Raw genomic sequence first — 20,656 nt, 5'->3', positions numbered from 1 at the left:
GCAATGAAAGGAGCGGATGCACATGCCTGCTCAATTTCTGATAAATATTATGATCGCGTTTCTTTGGACGCTCCTGATGGATGAAGATGCTTTTCACATCTCGACTTTTATCGGCGGCTATCTAACAGGGATCGGAATTCTGTTTCTCATGCACCGGTTTTTCGGAACGAAATTCTACATGATCCGCGTTTATGCGACATTCAAACTCCTCTTGATCTTTATCTCGGAGCTGGCCCAGTCCAGCCTATTGATCATGAAACAAATTCTTAGTCCAAAGCTCAATATACGCCCTGGCATATTTACCTACGAACACAGCATGGAAGGCGATTATGAACTGACGACTTTAGCGCTTTTGCTGACCTTGACACCCGGTTCTGTCGTGATGGAGGTCTCGCCGGACGGCAAAACCTTTTACATCCACGCGATGGACGTGGAAGAATCGCGGGATTCCGTGTTGAAATCAATCAAAGTTTTTGAAAAAGCGATCATGGAGGTGACGCGCGGATGATTCAAATAATCCTAACCATTGCTTTATCCCTTTTCTGTTTGGCAATTTTGCTTGCTCTTTACCGGATCATTATTGGGCCATCAATGCCGGACCGCGTGGTGGCTCTGGATATGATCGGCGTTAACCTGATCTCCGGCGTTGCGGTTTTCTCTGTGGTTCTCCATACACACGCATTTTTGGAAGTTATTTTGATTGTCGGGATCCTGGCGTTTATCAGTACCCTGGCACTCGCCCGCTTTGTCGAAAGGGGGGATATCGTTGAGCATAAGAGAAATAATTGAATTCGCAGGCGCGCTTCTGATTTTAATCGGTTCGGTAATGGCCGTAATCAGCGCCATCGGAATACTTCGGCTGCCGGATGTTTATACGAGATCCCATGCAGCTACAAAAAGCTCTACTTTAGCCGTGCTCCTTTCATTGACCGGCACGTTCATTTACTTTTGGGCCTCTGAAGACTTTATCAGTGTCCGCCTGTTGCTCGGTATCACCTTTGTCTTTTTAACGGCTCCTGTAGCAGGGCACCTGATTACACGTGCCGCTTATCGCTCGAACGTTAAATTATCCGAAAGTTCCACAGAAGATGCGTTAAAAGACGTGATTGCTCGGCCACAAAATCCGGACAATAAAAGCGGCGATTCCTAAAAGGGACGCCGCTTTTATTATTGCCTGAAGCGGAATGGAAGGTTATGGATTTCCATCCGATATCAGGTTTACATTAAAAATGATAAGGGAATAGCAGAAAAAAAACGGTGTAGGAGGATTGAGATGGAAAATGTAAAAGATACCTTTAAAGAAGTGGCTGCTGCAATCCTCCCCGTGACCATTGTCATCATCCTTTTGCAATTCACCATCATCCGATTGCCATTAGAGGCTTTACTGCAGTTTTTAATTGGCGCAGCCTTCGTAGGCATCGGCTTTTTCCTTTTCCTTCTCGGTGTAACAGCTGGCCTTTTGCCTGTTGGAGAGATGATCGGCAAACGATTGCCAAAAACAAAAAAATCATGGCTCATTATTGGGACCGGCTTCATGCTCGGCCTGGCGGTAACGATTGCGGAACCGGATGTCCGAGTACTCGCGAAACAGATTGACCAGGTTTCCGAAGGCAGCATCAGCGCCGGAATCCTGATCCTTTCGGTTGCCTTCGGCTTAGCGATTTTTGTTTCTTTATCCATGGTCCGCACGATCTTCAGAATTCCCATCCATTATTTACTGATTGGCGGTTATCTCGCTGTCTTTCTGTTATCCACATTTGTTCCCGAAGCATTTGTCTCCATCTCTTTTGATGCGGGAGGCGTGACAACTGGACCGATGGCGGTTCCCTTTATTCTTGCTCTCGGTGTCGGCGTAGCATCCGTTTTGCGCACAAACTCCTCTTCCGCCAGTGAAGGCTTCGGGCTTATTGGCCTCGCCTCCATCGGCCCTGTTCTGGCAATTATGATTTTGGGGGTGCTATTCCAGTGAATCTTCATGTGTTTGATGGATTTTCTGAAACCCTCGAAGAAGTCGGCATTGCTCTTGTCCCCTTATTTATCTTCTTTACTTTCTTCCAGATCTTCATGCTTAAACTGCCTAAACAACGGGTATTGCAGATATTACTTGGATTCTTCTTAACTTTTCTTGGATTGGCCTTTTTTCTGCAAGGCGTTCATATCGGATTCTTCCCAATTGGCGAAATGATGGGGAAAGCCCTTGGAGAAAAATCAGCTACCTGGATCCTTATTCCCATCGGTTTTGTCCTGGGTTTTGTCGCTACTTTTGCGGAACCAGCAGTCAGTATCATGAACGATGAAGTTGACCGAGTGACCGGAGGCTACATCTCTCAAAAGATCATGCTTTATACAGTTTCGATTGGCGTCGGATTATCAGTCGCCCTTTCCATGTTCCGCATTCTTTACGGAATTTCTCTTTGGTATTTTCTCATTCCCGGTTATTTACTGGCCTTGGTTCTCATTTTCTTTTCCGAGAAAATTTTCATTGCCATCGCGTTTGACTCTGGAGGAGTTTCGACCGGACCGATGACGGTAACGTTCATCTCGGCAATGGCTGTTGGCGTAGCTTCTGTCACCGAAGGCCGGGACCCCCTGGCCGACGGGTTCGGCCTCATTGCTTTGGTCGCTTTAACACCCATATTGGCAGTCCTCATTTTAGGGCTGATTTTCAAGAGTAAAGGTGGGGCTAAAAAAAATGAACCTGAACCATAGATTAATGATTGCGATTGTAAAACGCGGACATTCGAGAGATGTCATTGCCGCTGCCAAAAAAGCGGGAGCAGACGGAGCCACTATCCTTTACGGCGAAGGCATCGGCCGCAATGAAAAGCCCACTTTTCTAGGACTGCCGGCTACCCATGAAAAAGACGTCATTTTCATCGCGATCGACGGCACACTTGTGGATCCTGTGGCTGAAGCTGTGACACAGGCTGGAAAGCTTGGAAAACCAGGTTACGGTTTAGGATTCACTGTACATTTGATCCAGCTTTTAGGCGTTCCCCATCTCTCCGACCGGCCAAATGACGGCAAAAAAAAGAAAGGTGGCCAATCAATGCGAGCTGTACATGAACAATTCAATTTGATTGTAACGATTGTTAATAGCGGCGACTCCAGTAAAGTGGTAAAAGCAGCTGCACAAGCTGGAGCGGAAGGCGGAACCATCCTTACCGGCCGCGGCACCGGCGTCAACGAACAGCAGAAATTCATGAATTTCACGATAGATCCTGAAAAAGATGTGGTCTTGACGCTGATTCCTGAAAGTTATACGGAGGCGGTTATTGAAAGTATCCAGAATGCCATTGACTTATATGCTCCCGGGAAAGGAATAGCCTTCTTGATCGATGTCGAAAAAGTCTTTGGCGTCAACCATTCTTCCTTTGACAGCCATAACCAGTAAAGGAGTTGTCCCATAGGCCTGGGACAACTCCTTTATTTTTTCTTTTGAAGATGCAGGATGCTGAGAACTATGATCCACAGCGAACGCTTTGCTGGGTGTTTTTCTCGTGCTTGCTGTTTTTGCTGTTTCCGCAAACGTTCATATTCTATTTCAGCCCGCATCTCTTTCAGTTTTTGCTGTCTAAGTGTTTCATCGGTATAGAACATTCGGACTCTCCTCCTTTTAAAGAGCGAGCTCTCCTACATTTTGCAGGCCGGTGTGTTCCGGTTCAGCAGATGCATCATCCGAACTGGTAATCTGCCCTTCATTGGCTCGCAATTTGTTTTGAAGCACGCTTTTTTGAACCGCTGCTGACACTTGAATTTCCCCAAAGTTGTCGATGGCGGCCACCTGTTTGGCTACCGTTTTCACAGCGACGTCTTTGTCCAAAATCAACAACCCATCCACAATTAAATTCGTTCCCGCTTCAAGTGCCTGGAATTGCGCTTCCGACCATTTCTGCTCTCCTTCTATCCACAGATATCGCTGTTCATAGGATAGAACTTCTGTTTCTAAGCGATCCAGCTTTTCATACATCAAATCTTCCAGCTCTTCGCTGCAGATAATATAGGATTTGGAATAAAGGTGGCCAATTGCTTTGGCAAATGCTTCCCGTTCAATTCCCGGTTCAAAGATTACCGGCTTTTTCGTGTACAGCTTCTTCTCATTGAAACTCCGGATAGAACGGGAGTTGATGCGCAATGCCTTATTCAAAACAGTGTAGCCGGCGGGAATAATTTGAATGACGCCATTAGCGGCAGTTTTCATTTTCCGGTGAAGCGCACTTTCCTGTTCTTCCTGGAGCCGCAGAACGCCGTTCACGTCGATTTGGCCAATTTTTTCATTAAACAGGTCCAAGTCCAGGTCTTTTGCAAAATCAACGACTCCGTTAACCACTAAATACATTGGTTCTTCTGCTGCCTGCAAGAAAGAATTGCTCAGGGTAAAGTGGCTGTTTTCAAAATAAGGAGCTGAACCAGTGTACGGTTTTAACGCTCGATTGCCTTCAGGAAACAGCCGGCTAATCAAACCTATCAGATGTTCAGGTGCGTATATGGCCCCATTGACGATCAGCATGAGCTGTTGCTTTTCCAGATCTTCTGCTGCGACATCCTGGCTGAAAATCACAGTGCCGTTCACTGCTAATTTTTGTTCGCCGCCGAGCGATCGCAGATAGGCGGCATCAACTGTCAGCTCTCCGTTGAAATAACGGTAGTCTTCCGGCAATTCAAGGCTTGCACCCAGATTCCCGATATTTAATGCGCTGAGCAAATGCGCAGTTCCGGCGCGGTAAATAACCGCCCCCACATTTTCAATCCGTTCAATCTTTTTTACGCTTTCCTCTGTCGCATTCAATAAATTCAGCAGTCCCACATTCCCAATTTTTTGTCCCATCATAAATCAACCTCCAACTGTTTTCTTAATTGCTTGATTGCAAAATGCAGTTTGTAGCGGATCGTTGCAGCCGGTGCTCCAACTTGTTCGCCGATTTCGCTGCTGGTCATTCCCAGCCAGTAGCGCTTAAATACAAGGTCACTGAGTTCCGGTGTCAGCTGGCCAAGCAATTCAGCCATTTCCATAGGATTCAATGAAGCCGGCTTTTCGGGAAAATCGATTTCTTCTTCCCAGGCAGATAACCGGGTTTCTTTTCGCCGATCATCAATTAAGCGATTTTTCATCACCCGAAAAAACCAGGCGCGCTGTTTGTAAACCGGCAACTGTTCCAACTCTTTTTCTTTCAATGACTTTTCCCAGGCGTCCTGCACCAAATCGTCTGCTTCCTGCTCGTGGCGGGCAATGGAGCGGGCGAACCGGGTCACGTCTTTTATTAAGCTGTCATACATCGCATTCGCTTCCATTCCACTCCCCGCTTTCCGTTGTCTTTCCTTATTCATTAAGATAACGGATGAGGAGGGCAAAGTGTTTGAAAAAAAGCAAAAAAATTTTTGGAACCTGTCTTTAAACGTGAAAAGACCGGCAAACCTTTGGAAGGTTTGCCGGTCTTTTTGATCTAACGCTTAATAAGGATCTGCTTCATGGCCTTTGCTGGCTGCCGCCTGTGCAACTTTGCTCGCTGCAGGCTTGCCGTAGACTTTCGGGCCATTATCATTCATTTCTTTCATTGCTTTAAGTTTCGCTTCCATGTTTTCACGTACGCGGCGTCCATAATCTTCGTCCGCCTGTGTGAAATGATGGATCATTTCTTCCTGGATGCGCGGATCGCATACGGATAATGCATCACCCAGGTTATTGATCAATTCTTCGCGTTCCCAATCTTCAAAGCTGCGGTAAGTTTCGCCCGCTTGCCCGTAGTTGTTCGTACGGTCGATCGGCGCTTTCATCACGCGGTCATTGTATGCCGGCTCATGGTCCGGTGTCACCTGTTCCGCTTCTTTTACACCACCAAGCACAGATGGCTCATAGTTGATGTGCGGGTTTGGCACATGTTCCGCTTTGCGGTCCATCATGCCGCCGTATTGGTTCGTTGCCACCCGTTTTTTCGGCGCATTGACCGGCAATTGCAAATAGTTCGCACCAACGCGGTAGCGCTGTGTATCCGAATACGAGAATGTGCGGCCTTGGAGCATCTTGTCGTCAGAAAAATCAAGCCCGTCGACAAGAACGCCTGTACCGAATGCCGCTTGTTCAATTTCTGCATGGTAGTTTTCAGGGTTGCGGTTCAAGACCATTTTCCCAACCGGAAGAAACGGGAATTGATCTTGCGGCCACAATTTTGTGTCGTCAAGCGGATCGAAATCCAATTCTGCATGTTCATCGTCGCTCATAATTTGAACGAACAATTCCCATTCCGGATAATCGCCGCGTTCAATCGCGTTAAACAAGTCTTCTGTCGCATGTCCAGTGTTCTCCGCCTGGATTTCGTTGGCTTCCGCCTGCGTTAAATTGCGGATGCCTTGTTTCGGCTCCCAGTGATATTTAACGAGAACGGCTTCGCCTTTATCGTTTACCCATTTGTACGTGTTGACGCCTGATCCTTGCATGTGGCGGTAAGTTGCCGGAATGCCCCAAGGCGAGAACAGGAATGTAATCATATGCGTCGCTTCCGGAGTACGTGCTACAAAATCGAACATGCGCTCAGGATTCGGAACGTTTGAAACCGGGTCATTTTTAAATGCGTGAATCATATCCGGGAACTTCATCGCATCGCGGATAAAGAAAATCTTTAAGTTGTTTCCGACTAGATCCCAGTTGCCGTCTTCTGTATACATTTTAACCGCAAACCCTCGTGGGTCGCGTGCTGTTTCAGAAGAATGGCGGGATCCTGCCACAGTCGAAAAGCGCACCATTAGAGGCGTTTGCTTTCCTGCACCCGAGAATACTTTTGCACGTGTATATTTTTCGACCGGCTCATCGCCGACTTTGCCGTAAGTTTCGAAATAGCCGAATGCTCCGGCGCCGCGGGCATGAACAATCCGCTCCGGAATTTCTTCACGGTCGAAATGAGAGATTTTTTCGATGAAATGGTAATTTTCTAAAGTAGCCGGGCCACGATTGCCGACAGTCCGTATATTCTGGTTGTCTCGTATTGGATGGCCTTGACGGTCTGTTAACGTCGACTCATCTTCACCAGTGCCCATCTTGTTTTTAAACTCTTCATGGTTTTCCTTCATTAAAAGAATCCTCCTCCACAATAGTCTATCACCCTATCATCTTCCCCTTATCTGTCCACTTTAAACGTAGAATCCGTCTTTTCGAGAAAGAAGTTTTTTGCGTTGCTTGCAGATAGACAAACTGACAGAAATATGAAAAACTGAAGGAATAACAACGGAGAGAAAGCAGGGCTGGAAATGAGTGTAACATTAAAAGAAAAAGGGAAATTGGATCCACTGAAAGTCTTTTTGAAAGTTTCGGCTGCATATTTACTTACTCGTTTATCCGCTCGCAAAGAGAAGAAAAAAATTGTATTGGTCGGCGGAAACCTCGGTGAAAAATACGAAGACAACGCATCTGTTTTCCACACTTACCTCACCAAAAACCATTCAGACAAAGTAACTGCCTACTGGATGTACGATTCAAACACTACATATGCCTTAAACGGCAAAATTCCGAATGCGGTTCCGCTTGGCAGCTTTAAAAATTATCTCCTCTTTTTCCGGGCAGACTACACGTTCCACGGGCATTCGCTGATGTATGACATTGCCCCTTCGGTAGACAAGTTTTTATTCCTCAATAAAAAAACCGTGATTACCCATATCAGCCATGGCATCGAAGGATTCAAAAAAATCCTGATCCAAAAAGAAGACGTGCCTTTGCTGAAGCGGACGGATTATTTCAATTGTGCGTCTGAATATGAAAAAGAGCTGAAGTTGACGGAATGGAAGATGCCTGAGAACAAGCTGATTGTCACTGGCTTCCCGCGTTTTGACCGCTACCCGACCAATAGGCCGTCCAAACAAGTGAAGAGCATCTTGATGATGATGACTTGGCGGGAATGGCTTTACGGCCTGAGCGAAGAAGAATTTTTGGACAGCGCTTATTTTAAAAACACGGTCGGCATCATCCAGCATAAAGGCATCCGCGAATTGCTGAACCGAAACGGCGTCGTCATGCAAATCGCCCTTCATCCTTTTATGAAAAAATTCGAGAATTACTTTACCAGCTTAGACGATTCCGAAAGCAGCATCGAATTTCTTGATTCGCAGCGCGTCTCAATTGAACGCAGCATTCAAGAAACGGATATGCTGCTGACAGATATCACAAGTGTTTCCTGGGATTTCCTGTATCAGAACAAACCCATCATCTTCAATTTGTTCGACCAGGAAGAATATGAAACAAAACGCGGCTCTTATTTAGATCTGGATAAAGACTTATACGGCTATAAAGCGGTGACCGTGGAAGAAGTTTATGCGTGCCTTTCAAACATCATTGAAGGCGGCATAAATACCAACGAATGGTATCCGCTCGCACCAAAATATATCGACTTTTTCGATCAGCACAATTGCGAACGTTTGGCGCAGCGCGTTCTCGGAGTCGCGTAAACTAAAAGTTCAAATGAAAAAGCACAAGCAGAAGTGATCAGCTTCCGGTTGTGCTTTTTTGGTTATTCTACTTTTTTAGCTTGGACAATCAATCTGAATTCATTCGAATTTTCAGGATAACAGGTAATTAGCGACACCATCGACATCCCTTTTTTCGGTTTCAGAACCTCCACTTGCTCCGGCTTTACAATTTGAATATCGAACACTTCAAAAGCCATTTCCTCATTGATGGTTTCAAGAGTGAAACGGTCTCCTGATTCGAGTTCATCCAAACGATTGAAAAACTTTCCGAACACATGGGCCTGATGGCCAGCTATGGCGTAGCTCCCACCCATTTTCCCCGGTTCATCCAATCCTTCGATGGAACCCAGTGCTTTATCCAGATTTGCAGGCGATGCACCTGCCAAAACTGGCGATTTTAACTCTATGGCAGGAATCGCCAAAACAGCTTCCACCCCGTCGGGCAGCTCAGCGGCTTCAGCGGTGATGCCAAAAGCTTCATTTTGCAAAGGCAGTTCGTTGCTTGCTTCTGTTTTCACCGTCTCGAATGCTTCAATTAATCCCAGCTGTTCCTCTTTTGTGTGTTTCATCCCCCAAACGAGGGCAATCAATAAAACTAATCCTGCAACAATCATGAAATTGCTTATCCATTTTTTCATAGCTATTTTCCTTTAGGCAAAGCGGCGCATTGTGATTCCGCCTGCAAGTAAAAGCAATGCTGCAATTAAAACCATCAGGCTGTCGACTGGACCGCCAGTTTTCGGCAAAGCAGAAGCCATTGACGAACCGCTGTTTGCTGCATTGCCATCAGCTGCAGATGCCGATTGGGATCCCCTGACGTCTAGAGGGGAAGTTCCTGCCGAAGCCGTCAATCCGATTAATGCATCGCGGCCAGCAGAATCATTGTTCGCATTTTTTTCTCTTGTAGATCCATTCAATATGCCTGTTCCGGCATTTCCTGTATTTCCATCATTTCCAATCACGCCTCCGCCTGAAAGGGAGCCGTCGCCTACTGGAGCACCCGGCAATGCTGGAGTTTCTTCTCCTGGTGCAGTTCCTGGTGTTTCTTCACCCGGCTGTTCACCTGGCGTTGTTCCCGGTGTTTCTGTGCCTGGCTGTTCAACTGGATTGGGTCCTGGCGTTTCTGTATCTGGTTGTTCAACTGGGTTTGTTCCTGGCGTTTCTGTGCCTGGCTGTTCATCCGGATTTGGTCCTGGCGTTTCTTCAACAGGAGTTCCTGGTGTTGCAGCTGGCGGTGCCGCTACAAATCCTTCATTGCCCAACAAAGTCACATCAAGTCCGCCTAGAATTCCATCCAGTAAACTGATGGTCAAAAGACTTGAACCTACAGAACGCCCGCTTCCATCTGCATTGTTTTGATTTTCAAGCAATCCTACATGAAGATTTCCCAATAAAGGCAAATTGTCTAACCCAAGATGCAGAATCCCTTCGAAACCTGAAGATTCATTTGTAACGCCATCAACAGATGCGGAGTTTCGTTCCGGCAATACTTGAAGATTTAAATTATCTGCAACCAATAGCTCTTCAAGTGAAAGATCCAGTACGGAACGTTCTTCAGAAAAAGCGTTTTCTGTAGCCATGTTTTCGTTTTTCAGCAGCGACAATTCTGTTTGCCCTGTTAAAACCAAATCCTCCAAAGAAAGATCAACCGCTGCCTGCTCTTCAGAAATTGTGTCTTCAGTTACGGAGCTTTCGTTCTTCAAGACTTCAAGATCCGTTTGTCCTGCAACAATTAAATCTTCCAAAGCTAGGTCAACCGCTGCCTGCTCTTCTGAAAGTTCGTCTTCGGTTACGGAGCTTTCGTTCTTCAAGACTTCAAGATCCGTTTGTCCGACCGCAATTAATTCCTCGATCGCAACATCCGCCACTGCATCTTTCTGGAAAGACTCTGTTTCAGATGAAGCGTTCTCGCTTTTCAATACATCGATCGCTACCTCATCAGTAACAACTGTGCCTTCTGTAGAAACATCGATGACGGCTTGCTTTTCGGAGCCCTCTGTTTCCGTCGCGGCACTTTCATTTTTAAGCACTTCCACTTCCAGCTCATCCGCAACTAATGCATCTTCGATTGAGACATCAACGACGGCTTGGTTTTCAGAAGCGCCTGTCTCGGTGGTCGCGCTCTCGTCTTTCAGCACTTCCACATTCACTTGGTCAACAGGCGTCTCTTCCAATTTCACATCTACGACAGCTTCTTTCTTGGAAGTGCCTGATTCTGATGCCGTGCTTTCATTTTTCAGCACTTCGACATCTGCTTGCTCCGTAATGATCGTCTCTTCAATCGATACATCAATTACGGCTTCTTTCTCGGAAGATCCAGCAGCTGTTGTCGAGCTTTCACTTTTCAACACTTCGGCTTCCACTTGGTCCGCAATGACCGCATCTTCTACGGATATATTCACTGCAGCCCCTTTCTCAGTCGATTCAGATTCTGTGCTCGTCAATAACTGAACTTCTACATCATCCAACACAGAATCTTCCAATGAGACATTTACTGCAGCTTCTTCACTTATACTTTCTTCACTGCTTGCAGCTTCTTGTGTTTTAGGAATTTCGACATCTACGCTTCCTGCAATCGGAAGATCGGAAGTTTCAACACTCAGAATTTCCTCTTCACTCAATAAGTCGATATTCAATTCAAGCTGTCCTGATGCTTCACCTTCCGCTTGCACCAGTGAAGGCGCAAAATTCAAAGTTGCCCAAATCCCAAAAGCTGCTCCAGTATAAGTTATCCAAGTTTTTTTCATTAATTCCCTCTCCTTTTTTATGATGATTTAAATCACATATAAAAAAGGAGTATGAATGGGTGGTTTCCTTAACGGGGTATGAATCCATTGGATAATCGCATAGCTGTTCTTGTGGTACCATAGCTTTTCGGTAGATGCCTTAAAAACTTCCGCATCCGATAAGGTGCCTAAACCTAGATCCGCATGATGTCCGGCAAAAGAATTTGAAGCAGACATAGATGAAGAAGAACTTGACGATGCTGGGACGGTCGCTACCGAACGTCCCGAGTCCTGGTCTTCCGGATAAACCGGCAGTTTCATCTTGTCGGAAGCTTCAGCAGCTTTAGTTTCTTCACTTGCCGCCGCTTCTTTTTTCCCTTCTGCCAATTCACCACCGAAGACTATAGCTTCTGGAGTCGCATCAATATCAGCTCCGTGTGGGGCTAAAGGAGTAAGGCCGTTTTCACTTTCTAAAACCGGCGTTTCTTCTTGTGCCCCTGCTGTTGCTTCTTCGATACTTGGCTTCATCGACTCGACCGGAACTTTAGTTGGTTCATTAACCGCTGGGGTTGGAGTTTCTACGGTTTCTTCTACGACTGGTTTTTCAATTACTGCAGGCATGTCGACGACAGGAATTGACGGTTCTGGAGACGGATCAGTTACCGGATTTCCAACTGGAGCCGGTGCAGCTTGCTCACCCTTTTCCGGAGCCGGCATAGCTGGCGTTTTTTCTTCCTGATACGGCAAATCGGCTGCTTTATCAATAACTTCCGTTGTGCTGCCGACTGTTTTTTCTGCTGTATCCGTTACCGCTTCCACTGTCCCATTGACCGCGTCATTTGTCTTTTCGACTGTTTTCTGAACACCTGAAGTCACTTTCGTTACGGTTTTATTCACCTCTTTCACGACAGGCGTTACTACTGGAACTTCCGGCAGATTATTGACCGTCTGATCGACTGCTTTAAATACTTCGGAAGTCGTTTTTTCCGTAGTATTCGTCACTTCTTTCACAGTAGTTTTCGCTATCGGAGTTGTATTGCCAACCGCTTTTTCCACTAGCTTCCCTGTATCTTTCAACGTTGAAGTGATGATTTTATTTCCTACAGGATCAGCGGTTTTCTTTAAAGTCCCGCCAGTAAATTCAAGCGTGTCTTTAACCGTCTTATCAACGCTGCCAACGGTTTCTTTTAAGATCGAACTTGTCGACTCAGCTGCTTGCCCCGTGACATTTCCAACCGCGTTCAATGTGCTGCTAATCAATCCTGCAGGCTTTTCTTCGGGTTTCTCCAGTTCATCCGCATGTGCGGCGAACGGCGATATGGCAACTAAACAGGCACCCATGACAAAAGTACAGATTCCCTTTTTCAAGTTTTCACCTCCTTAGCGCGAATTATCAAATAATTCACATGATGATTATTTGATTCCCGGTAGGAGTTTATTTAAAACTTTTATGGATTATTTTTCTATTAAATTTTTGAGATTTAATTCCACCGGACAATGGTCCGATCCCCATACGTCTTTATGTATTTTGGCACCCTTAAAATTTATGGCCAAGCGCGCAGACGCAATGAAATAGTCGATGCGCCATCCGACATTCTTCTCCCGGCAATTCGAACGGTACGACCACCAAGAGTAGCTGCCGCTTTGCTCCGGGTAAAAATAGCGGAATGTATCGATAAAGCCGCTTCCCAGAAACTCCGTCATCTTCCCGCGCTCTTCAGGGGTAAAGCCTGAATTTTTCCGGTTGGCTTTCGGATTCTTCAAATCGATTTCTTCGTGGGCCACATTTAAATCTCCGCAAAGAATGACCGGCTTCCGCTGATCCAGCTTTTTTATATAGGAAAGAAGCGCATCTTCCCAGCGCAAACGATAGTCCAATCGAAGCAAACCATGCTGGGAATTCGGCGTGTATATGGTCACGATAAAATAGTCTTCGTATTCAAGCGTGATCGCTCGCCCTTCAGTATCATGTTCTTCAATTCCCAGTCCATAATTTACGGATATCGGTTCATGCTTCGTAAAAATAGCGGTTCCCGAATAGCCTTTTTTCTCTGCATAATTCCAATATTTATAGTAACCAGGAAGATCCATTTCAATCTGCCCTTCCTGCAATTTGATTTCCTGCAGGCAAAAGACATCGGCGTCCACTTCCTTGAAGAAATCCATAAACCCTTTTTTCATTACGGCCCGCAAGCCGTTGACATTCCATGAAATAAATTTCAAAACTGCACCTTCCTTTTCTCTTCCACCCTTTAGTGTACTGAAAAGAAAGCCCCTTCTCAAACAAGTGATTTTTTGTCAGCTTAGATTTAATTATGTAAAATTTCAGTGAATATTGAAAATGATGCAGTTTTCTTCCAGGGGTTCTTGTACAATGAATTTATCTACAGTTAGTATGGGGGATAAAGACAAAGGGGATAGAGAGATGAAAAAGTTCACAAAGGAAGAAAAGAGTTGGGCGTTCTATGACTGGGGAAATTCAGCTTACTCCATTATCATCACCACTGCTGTTTTTCCGCTGTTCTACAAGTCCGCCGCCACTGAAGCGGGAGTCAGCTTATCGGATTCTACAGCTTATTTAGGCTATACGATCGCTATCTTCACGTTTATCCTAGCGATGATCGGGCCAATCATGGGGACGATTGCCGATTACGAAGGCATGAAAAAGAAATTCTTCACCGGATTTTTCCTGCTTGGCACCGTTTCAACTGCCATGCTCGCGTTTATTCCAAGCGACAATTGGCTGCTGCTGCTCATTTGCTATACTTTTGCCGCACTCGGGGCTACTGGCTCCAACTTGTTCTATGATGCATTTATTGTGGACGTGACGACCGAAAAGCGCATGAATAACGTCTCGGCATTCGGCTACGGACTTGGCTATATCGGTTCGACGATTCCGTTTATCTTATCCATCGCCGTCATTTTGCTTGCAACGAATGAAGTGATTCCGGTTTCCGTCATCAATGCCAGCCGCATCGCCTTTTTGATTACCGCTGTTTGGTGGATTGTGTTCTCCATTCCGCTGCTTCGGAATGTCCATCAGCGCTATTATATTGAACGGGAACCAAGCCCGGTTGCCCAGAGCTTTAAACGCCTTGGGAAGACGGTCCGGGAAATTCGCCAATACCGCGCGCTGTTTTTATTCCTGATTGCGTATTTCTTTTATATCGACGGCGTCGGCACCATCATTTCCATGTCGACGGCGTACGGCACCGATCTCGGCTTAAGCTCGACCAGTTTGCTGATTGTACTTTTCGCCACGCAAGTTGTAGCGGCACCGTTTGCTATTTTGTACGGCCGCTTGTCGGAGCGGTTTACCGGCAAAAAAATGCTTTATGTGGGCATCTGCGTTTACATCGTCGTCTGCATTTACGCCTTTTTCCTGGAAACGATCACCGATTTCTGGATTCTCGCTATGCTCGTTGCAACGAGCCAAGGCGGTATCCAGGCACTTAGCCGTTCGTATTTCGGCAAGCTCGTGCCAAAAGAGAATTCCAACGAATTTTTCGGCTTCTACAATATCTTCGGGAAATTTGCAGCGATTCTCGGCCCCTTGCTTGTAGCCGTCACTTCCCAAGTGACCGGGAATTCAAGCATGGGCGTCTTCAGCCTGGTGGTTCTGTTCATCATCGGCCTGTTTATCCTGTCACGCGTCCCGAAACCGAAACCGCATGCGCCGGTTGATGAAGTCGCGCCTGAATAAATCATTTTAACTGTCCAGGCTTTGGCTTGGGCAGTTTTTATTTTTCAAATTCGAGATTTGCTGCGTTTTAGCGCTTCAACTATTTATTATGAAAGGAAGTATATTTTTGAATTTGCGGACGTGCTATGGTTTTAGTTAAAAAAGCGGGGATGCTTGTGCTATGGAAAACGAGGAATGAGAATGTTGATAAAGAACGTGCAGAAATACTGTTGAGGCGATTGCCGAAAACCCATCCATCGGTTGTGTTGGCGAAAAATGATTTATGGAATGCCGAATCCAGAATCAGCGGGGAAAGGCGATTCGATGCGTATTTTTCGATGAGCAAAATCGATTTTCCGCATCTTATTTTACATGATGTTTCGTTGAAATCCGTCCTCCCTTTCCAGTTGGATTCGTTGTTGATCACCCCTTGGTGTGTATATGTGTTTGAAGTGAAGAATATGTCCGGCCGCCTGTTCTTTAAACAATCGCCTCCGCAGCTCATCCAAACGAAAGAAGACGGCTCCGTCACCGGACGCAAAAGCCCTATTGAACAAATGGCGACAAACGAATGGCTGCTCGAAGAATGGCTTTCTTCTCGGGCGTATTTTTTACCGATTCGTTCCGTGCTTGTATTTTCATACACGAAACAGATGCCCGAAAACTTGCCGAGAGAGCAAATCGCGCTGTTTTCAAATCAGCTGCCGATGTTTTTACGAAAACTGCAGCCCGAAAAAGAAATCATGAATTTGAGTGATATGGAGAAGCTCGCTACTGAACTGGCAGCGGCCCATTCCCCTTACACACACGAGCCGATCTGCGCGAATTCCGCTTTTCCTGTTGAAGCGATGCAGCGTGGCGTCTGGTGTGAGCCTTGCAGCCGCATTGGCATGAAACGCAAGTACGGGACACGGGTTTGTCCGAGTTGCGGCGTTTCAAACAAAGATGCCCACATTCGCACACTCAAAGACTGGATAATACTGACCGGCGAACCGCTGACGAATAAAAAATGTCGGGAGATTTTGCAAATAGAGGATCATCGTTTAGCTAGCCGACTGTTAATAAGCATGAAAATGAAGAAAATCGGTTCTTATAAAGATGCGAAATACATTTTTGAAACTAGTTGGGAGTATTTTATATGAAGTCGGGAGTATTCGGGTGGAAGTTGGGAGTATTTCATAGAAAGTTGAGAGCAATTACATTCTCAACTCAATAAGAGAGCGGAGGGCCAATATTGATTGGCCCTCCGCTCTTTTTCTTATTTTTTGTCGTCTTTATTCTTTGGTGTAATGGTTGCGCTGCCTGAATCGTTTTGAGTGATGTCGGCATCGCCCAATTCCACTACCTGTGTTTTGCCTTTATCTTGACTGGCTTCTTTTTCTGCTTTCTTCACTTCTTTTTCAACTTGTTTTTCTGCTTTTTCATGTTCTTTTTTCGCTTTTTCTTCAGCTTTCGCTTCTTTGATGACGGCCTTTTCCTGCTTCTTCAATTCTTTTTCTTCTTTTTTCTCCGTGCGCTTCGCTTTCAGCTCATCGACTTTGCCTTTGGTGGCATTTGTCGCACCCGAAGCTTTTTCTTTCACTTGATCGACGGTGCCGCTCAATTTTTCTTTTGTTTTGCCAGCGGTATCGGAAAGTTTTTGCGAAGAGCCTGCCGTTTTATCTTTTACGACTGCCTGCATTTCTTTTCCGCTTTTTGGTGTCAATAGAAGGCCGGCGGCTGCACCGATAATGGCGCCTGTCGCGGCACCCTTAATAAATGCTGAGCTGCCGAGGCCGCCTTTGCCTTCAGTCTGAGAAAGTGGCTTGTCGATTTTTCCGGCACGCACTAAACGTTCTTCCACTTCTTCGACGATTTCATGCAAAGTGCGTCCTCTTGCATCCACAAGAGGGACATTCATGTGAAAATCGGCCAAATCTTCTTGATCCCGGACGACTACGCAATCATAGTCCATTGAATCCGTCTTGTCGGTCAACATTTCTGCTTTATAGCCTTTTTGTTCTAACGCATTTTTTACGGATACAAACGGTTCTTCTACTGCAATTTTCACCATCTTTTGCCCACTCCCTTTTCAAATTTGTCTCACTTTTGCTTATAGTTTTTTATTTCCCCTCTTTATCGAAGGAATAAACGCAGTAGCAAGAATGAAACATTTTTAATATAAGGGTAATTTCACTCGGTTCAAGACGAGGCGGCGCACAAGTACGGCACCTAGGATAGCTCCGGATAAGCTGGATACGAGAAAGGGCGGCATAAAGAACAGCGCAGCTGCTTCTGTACCCATCAAAAATTTAGCGTACGGAACGGCAAGGAGCGCGGCCAGAATGCCGGTGCCCACCACTTCGCCGAGGGCAGCCGTCCATACTTTCCCGAATTTCATATAAAGCAAGCCGGCAAGCAATGCCCCGATCATGCCTCCCGGAAAGGCGAGCAGCGAGCCCGTTCCGGTCATGATGCGGACAATCGCGGTGAGAAAAGCTACTGAAACTGCAGCAGCCGGGCCAAAGATGACTGCCGTGACCACATTTACGGCATGCTGGATGGGATAAGCGCGAGCAATTCCGGCAGGAAAAGAAACAAAGGCAGATCCGGCCACGCTGATAGCCGAAAGCATGGCTAAAATAACCAATTTCTTCGTTTTCATTTACCGACACCATCCAGCGCTGAAGCTCTTAAGGCGGTTACTTCCGCCGCAACGTCTTCTGCATGCGCGATCGCGCTGATGACCGCAACGCCAGCGGCTCCGGCCTTCCAAACCGATTCGGCATTTTCAGAGCCGATTCCCCCAATGCCGACAATCGGCAACTTCGGATATGCATCCTTTACCTGTTGGATGCCGGCCACTCCAGCCGGGGCTTTCGCATCGGCTTTTGTGGAAGTCTGGAATACAGGTCCCATTCCGACATAATCCGCACCGCTTTCCACAGCGTGTTTTGCCTCCGCCAATGAATGGACCGATACACCGAGCAGTTTCTCAGCACCCAAAATTTTGCGGACCATTGAAGCAGGTGCGTCGTCCTGGCCAATATGAAGGCCGTCTGCATCAATGGCCCTGGCTAGCTCAAGATCGTCATTGATCAGGAAAGGCGTTTCATAGCGCCGGCACAGCTCCTTGCAGTCGAGCGCAAACTTCAGCAATTCCGCACCTTCTAATGCATTTTGCCCTTTCTCCCTCAATTGAAAATAATCGATGCCTGCTTTTAAAGCTGCTTCGAGAACGGCCAATGGATCTTTTCCTCCGGCATTTCCTGTTCCGAGAATAAAATAAACGGCCGGCACTCTACTGAATTTCGACATCGTACATTTCCCTTCTTTCATCCCCATATTTTCGGTAGGCGGCGTGATTGGTCGGACCATGGCCAGCCCCGATATTCAATTCACTGCTCAAAGCCGCCTGGATAAATCGTTTAGCGGTATAGATCGCTTCTTTAAGCGGCTGCCCTTTCGCCAGCTCCGCAGCTAGGGCTGCCGAAAACGTACAGCCGGTGCCATGGGTTTGCACTGTCGCAATTCGAGGCGACCGGAACAGCAGTTCCTCGCCGTCCCGATGAAGAAAGAAATCTTCTGCGGTCTCTTCGTCCTTCCCATGTCCCCCTTTGATAATGACGGACTGGGAGCCGAACGACAGAATCTTTTCTGCTGCAAGTCTGCGCGACAAAGGATCCGCAATCTCAATACCGCTCAAGACTTCCGCTTCCGGTATATTCGGCGTGACCACAGACGCTAACGGCAACAACTCCTTTTTCAACGCAGCCCCTGCTTCTGCGCGCAATAAATTCGCTCCGCCTTTGGCAATCATGACCGGGTCGACCACCAGCTGCCGCCAATTGAAATGCCGAATCCACTTGGCCGTTTCTTCAATGATTTCTTCATTAAATAACATTCCGGTTTTCAATGCCGCTAGCCGGAAATCCTTTCCGACAGCCTGCAATTGAGTCCGAACGGCTTCTCTTGCCATTGGGTAAATAGCGGCAACGCCTAGCGTATTCTGAGCGGTCACGGCCGTCAGTACAGAAGTCGAATAAACTCCGAGTTCCTGGAATGTTTTAATGTCCGCTTGAATTCCTGCGCCTCCTCCGGAATCCGATCCAGCGATGGTCAATACTTGTGGCATCATTTTTGCTGCAGCTCCTTTCCGGGAATGTGTTCGCTATGGCCTGTACTCTGTTTAGACAATTGATTGAGAAATTCGATTTGGAAACTGCCCGGTTCGGAAGCCGATTGGCCAGCTCGTTCCCCGGCCTGACCGTAAAAACGCAGCGCTTCTGCGACCGCATTTAATACATTTTCAGGAGAGATTGCTAGAAAAGCAGCAACCATCGCGCTTAACAGGCAGCCAGATCCCGTAATGGCCGACATAAGCGGATGCCCAAAAGGAATTTCTACCAAGTCGTTTCCATCCGTCACGAAATCAATCGGACCGGTCACTGCGACAACCAGCCCGAGTTTATTCGCCGCCTCGACTGCTAACTGTTTCACATCCGCTTCCCCACTGCCGGCATCTACGCCTTTCCCTCGCCATTCAGTTCCACAAATGGCCGCAAGCTCTCCAGCATTGCAGCGAAGCACGGCAATGTTCACTTCCCTCAAAATTTTCTCAGCTGCAGCGGCCCTGAAAGCTGTCGCTCCTACACCTACAGGATCTAGCACGACTGGGCGGCCCAATTGATTTGCTGTCTTTCCGGCAATGAGCATGCTTTCCAGCGTCCCGGCATTTAACGTTCCGATATTAAGCGACACAGCTCCCGAAAGCGACGCAAGTTCAACCGCTTCTTCCGGCGCTTCCCCCATAATCGGAGAAGCCCCGATTGCCAGCAGCCCATTGGCCTGGAAATTTGAAACGACGTGGTTCGTGATGCAGTGGACAATCGGATTTTCAGCGCGCAATTTTTCAATCATCTTAAACACCAGCCTTCGTATAAGGTTTTACCGTCCATGTCTGCATTGTCCAAGCCTGTTCCCAAAAATTCCATTCGTAATAGCAGCTGCGCCGGAAACGGTCTTTCAGTTCTTTGCGGCGATTTTCCGAAAGCCCTTCTGCGAGATGGTCCATCCGCTCCATCTGTTCCCTTACAAGCGCTGCAAATTCCTCGCCGCCATAAGTTTCAATCCAGCGGCTGTAAATCGGATGATCCGGCTTCGCTTCTTTCAGGCGGTTGCCGATTTCCTGATACAGCCAGTAGCAAGGCAGAATCGCAGCGAGGACATCTGCCAAATCTCCTTCAGCCGAACGGTACATATGCGATACGTAGGCGTAGGCATTCGGCGATGGCTCAAATTCAGCCCAATCTTCTTTGGTCACTCCAAGGATTTTCATGAACGATTCATGCAAAGCCATTTCTGCCGCACACGTATGCTCTGCATGAAATGCAAATCGCTTAGTCGTTTCTAAATCATTGGCTTTTACCGCGCCGATCGCCTGCACTTTTGCAAAATGCGTTAAGTAATAGGCATCCTGCATGACGTAATAGCGAAAGACGTTTAACGGCAGCGTCGCATCTGCTATCCCTTTAACGAACGGGTGTTCAAAACTCGCTTCCCATAGCTCCTTGCACTCCAACCGGACTTCTTTACAAAATGTCATTTGGCCATCTCCTTTTTGCAAATAAAAACGCCGCTTCCCAGTTAAGGAAAGCGGCGTTTGCGTATGCAGTCATAGATAGAAAAATAGCATGCTTCTCGCCACTTCCCTACGCTGGTATGATCCAGATCAGGTTCAAAGGGTCCGGGCTAATGCCCGTCTCAGCCGATATCCGGCTCCCCCAGTGGGTGTTTTATTTGGTTGTCGACATCA

Annotated in this window: 23 protein-coding genes and 1 riboswitch; of the genes, 9 read left to right on the top strand and 14 right to left on the bottom strand. The window is 46.9% G+C overall.

Annotated elements, in window-relative coordinates; genetic code table 11:
• Positions 1-22 precede the first annotated feature (22 nt).
• From BN1080_RS02515 to BN1080_RS02490, 6 genes are all read left to right on the top strand, one after another.
• On the top strand, positions 23-508 hold the full coding sequence (locus BN1080_RS02515; RefSeq protein ID WP_052650255.1) for a Na+/H+ antiporter subunit E: 486 nt from the start codon (positions 23-25) through the stop codon (positions 506-508).
• A complete protein-coding gene (locus BN1080_RS02510; protein WP_052650254.1) occupies positions 505-789 on the top strand; it encodes a Na(+)/H(+) antiporter subunit F1 in 285 nt (94 codons plus the stop codon). The genes BN1080_RS02515 and BN1080_RS02510 overlap by 4 nt, the downstream gene beginning before the upstream one ends.
• The gene (locus tag BN1080_RS02505) at positions 767-1,150 is read left to right on the top strand and encodes a Na+/H+ antiporter subunit G (RefSeq protein ID WP_052650252.1); all 384 of its coding nucleotides are present in this window, start codon (positions 767-769) and stop codon (positions 1,148-1,150) included. The genes BN1080_RS02510 and BN1080_RS02505 overlap by 23 nt, the downstream gene beginning before the upstream one ends.
• Positions 1,151-1,273: 123 nt before the next feature.
• A complete protein-coding gene (locus BN1080_RS02500) occupies positions 1,274-1,969 on the top strand; it encodes a DUF1538 domain-containing protein (RefSeq protein ID WP_052650249.1) in 696 nt (231 codons plus the stop codon).
• Positions 1,966-2,709 (top strand): DUF1538 domain-containing protein, encoded by a 744-nt coding sequence (locus tag BN1080_RS02495; RefSeq protein ID WP_052650245.1) that lies wholly within the window; start codon positions 1,966-1,968, stop codon positions 2,707-2,709. The genes BN1080_RS02500 and BN1080_RS02495 overlap by 4 nt, the downstream gene beginning before the upstream one ends.
• On the top strand, positions 2,693-3,394 hold the full coding sequence (locus BN1080_RS02490) for a P-II family nitrogen regulator (RefSeq protein WP_052650242.1): 702 nt from the start codon (positions 2,693-2,695) through the stop codon (positions 3,392-3,394). Before BN1080_RS02495 ends, BN1080_RS02490 begins: the two co-directional genes overlap by 17 nt.
• Positions 3,395-3,426: 32 nt before the next feature.
• On the opposite strand, the gene BN1080_RS17140 is transcribed toward BN1080_RS02490, so the two are convergent.
• The 4 genes from BN1080_RS17140 to BN1080_RS02475 form a co-directional block, all read right to left on the bottom strand.
• Positions 3,427-3,600 carry a hypothetical protein gene (locus tag BN1080_RS17140; RefSeq protein WP_199876577.1) on the bottom strand — a complete coding sequence of 58 codons (174 nt, stop codon included), beginning with the start codon at positions 3,598-3,600 and terminating at the stop codon, positions 3,427-3,429.
• A gap of 16 nt (positions 3,601-3,616) precedes the next feature.
• A complete protein-coding gene (locus tag BN1080_RS02485; RefSeq protein ID WP_052650240.1) occupies positions 3,617-4,831 on the bottom strand; it encodes a hypothetical protein in 1,215 nt (404 codons plus the stop codon).
• A complete protein-coding gene (locus tag BN1080_RS02480) occupies positions 4,828-5,292 on the bottom strand; it encodes an RNA polymerase sigma factor (protein WP_052650236.1) in 465 nt (154 codons plus the stop codon). Before BN1080_RS02480 ends, BN1080_RS02485 begins: the two co-directional genes overlap by 4 nt.
• A gap of 159 nt (positions 5,293-5,451) precedes the next feature.
• Positions 5,452-7,065: a catalase gene (locus BN1080_RS02475; protein ID WP_052650233.1), complete on the bottom strand. Its 1,614-nt coding sequence runs from the start codon at positions 7,063-7,065 to the stop codon at positions 5,452-5,454.
• Positions 7,066-7,242: 177 nt separating this feature from the next.
• Here BN1080_RS02475 and BN1080_RS02470 point away from each other — a divergent pair, with 177 nt between their 5' ends.
• Positions 7,243-8,433, top strand: coding sequence for a CDP-glycerol glycerophosphotransferase family protein (locus tag BN1080_RS02470; RefSeq protein ID WP_052650230.1), 1,191 nt, complete (start codon positions 7,243-7,245; stop codon positions 8,431-8,433).
• Positions 8,434-8,495: 62 nt separating this feature from the next.
• Here BN1080_RS02470 and BN1080_RS02465 read toward each other — a convergent pair whose 3' ends face one another.
• The 4 genes from BN1080_RS02465 to BN1080_RS02450 all read right to left on the bottom strand — a co-directional run bounded on the left by BN1080_RS02465 (position 8,496) and on the right by BN1080_RS02450 (position 13,403).
• Entirely contained in the window at positions 8,496-9,092 is a 597-nt protein-coding gene (locus BN1080_RS02465; protein ID WP_052650228.1) for a class D sortase, read from the bottom strand.
• A 12-nt stretch (positions 9,093-9,104) separates the two neighbouring features.
• A complete protein-coding gene (locus BN1080_RS02460) occupies positions 9,105-11,201 on the bottom strand; it encodes a hypothetical protein (RefSeq protein WP_052650225.1) in 2,097 nt (698 codons plus the stop codon).
• A 27-nt stretch (positions 11,202-11,228) separates the two neighbouring features.
• On the bottom strand, positions 11,229-12,548 hold the full coding sequence (locus BN1080_RS02455) for a hypothetical protein (protein WP_052650222.1): 1,320 nt from the start codon (positions 12,546-12,548) through the stop codon (positions 11,229-11,231).
• A gap of 87 nt (positions 12,549-12,635) precedes the next feature.
• Positions 12,636-13,403, bottom strand: coding sequence for an exodeoxyribonuclease III (locus BN1080_RS02450; protein ID WP_052650219.1), 768 nt, complete (start codon positions 13,401-13,403; stop codon positions 12,636-12,638).
• Between the two features lie 202 nt (positions 13,404-13,605).
• Between BN1080_RS02450 and BN1080_RS02445 the strand changes: the two genes are divergently transcribed.
• Together BN1080_RS02445 and BN1080_RS02440 are read left to right on the top strand one after the other, a co-directional pair.
• The gene (locus BN1080_RS02445) at positions 13,606-14,883 is read left to right on the top strand and encodes an MFS transporter (protein WP_052650216.1); all 1,278 of its coding nucleotides are present in this window, start codon (positions 13,606-13,608) and stop codon (positions 14,881-14,883) included.
• Positions 14,884-15,008: 125 nt separating this feature from the next.
• Positions 15,009-16,004: a nuclease-related domain-containing protein gene (locus BN1080_RS02440; RefSeq protein ID WP_052650213.1), complete on the top strand. Its 996-nt coding sequence runs from the start codon at positions 15,009-15,011 to the stop codon at positions 16,002-16,004.
• 116 nt (positions 16,005-16,120) lie between these two features.
• On the opposite strand, the gene BN1080_RS02435 is transcribed toward BN1080_RS02440, so the two are convergent.
• The 6 genes from BN1080_RS02435 to tenA form a co-directional block, all read right to left on the bottom strand.
• Positions 16,121-16,915 (bottom strand): YkuS family protein, encoded by a 795-nt coding sequence (locus BN1080_RS02435; protein WP_052650211.1) that lies wholly within the window; start codon positions 16,913-16,915, stop codon positions 16,121-16,123.
• Positions 16,916-17,017: 102 nt separating this feature from the next.
• Positions 17,018-17,506, bottom strand: coding sequence for an energy coupling factor transporter S component ThiW (thiW, locus tag BN1080_RS02430; RefSeq protein WP_052650207.1), 489 nt, complete (start codon positions 17,504-17,506; stop codon positions 17,018-17,020).
• Positions 17,503-18,159 (bottom strand): thiamine phosphate synthase, encoded by a 657-nt coding sequence (thiE, locus tag BN1080_RS02425; RefSeq protein WP_234398915.1) that lies wholly within the window; start codon positions 18,157-18,159, stop codon positions 17,503-17,505. The genes thiW and thiE overlap by 4 nt, the downstream gene beginning before the upstream one ends.
• Positions 18,143-18,979 carry a bifunctional hydroxymethylpyrimidine kinase/phosphomethylpyrimidine kinase gene (thiD, locus tag BN1080_RS02420; protein ID WP_052650201.1) on the bottom strand — a complete coding sequence of 279 codons (837 nt, stop codon included), beginning with the start codon at positions 18,977-18,979 and terminating at the stop codon, positions 18,143-18,145. The genes thiE and thiD overlap by 17 nt, the downstream gene beginning before the upstream one ends.
• Positions 18,976-19,761, bottom strand: a complete 786-nt coding sequence (thiM, locus tag BN1080_RS02415) for a hydroxyethylthiazole kinase (protein ID WP_052650199.1) — start codon at positions 19,759-19,761, stop codon at positions 18,976-18,978. Before thiM ends, thiD begins: the two co-directional genes overlap by 4 nt.
• A gap of 1 nt (position 19,762) precedes the next feature.
• Positions 19,763-20,446, bottom strand: coding sequence for a thiaminase II (tenA, locus tag BN1080_RS02410; protein ID WP_052650196.1), 684 nt, complete (start codon positions 20,444-20,446; stop codon positions 19,763-19,765).
• A gap of 86 nt (positions 20,447-20,532) precedes the next feature.
• A riboswitch (TPP riboswitch) is annotated at positions 20,533-20,636 on the bottom strand.
• Between the last annotated feature and the right edge of the window lie 20 nt (positions 20,637-20,656).

It is taken from the genome of Planococcus massiliensis (assembly GCF_000821325.1).
GTDB classification, from domain to species: Bacteria; Bacillota; Bacilli; order Bacillales_A; family Planococcaceae; genus Planococcus; species Planococcus ruber.
Note: the sequence above shows the minus strand (reverse complement) of the source record. Positions and strands in the feature narration are given on the sequence as shown.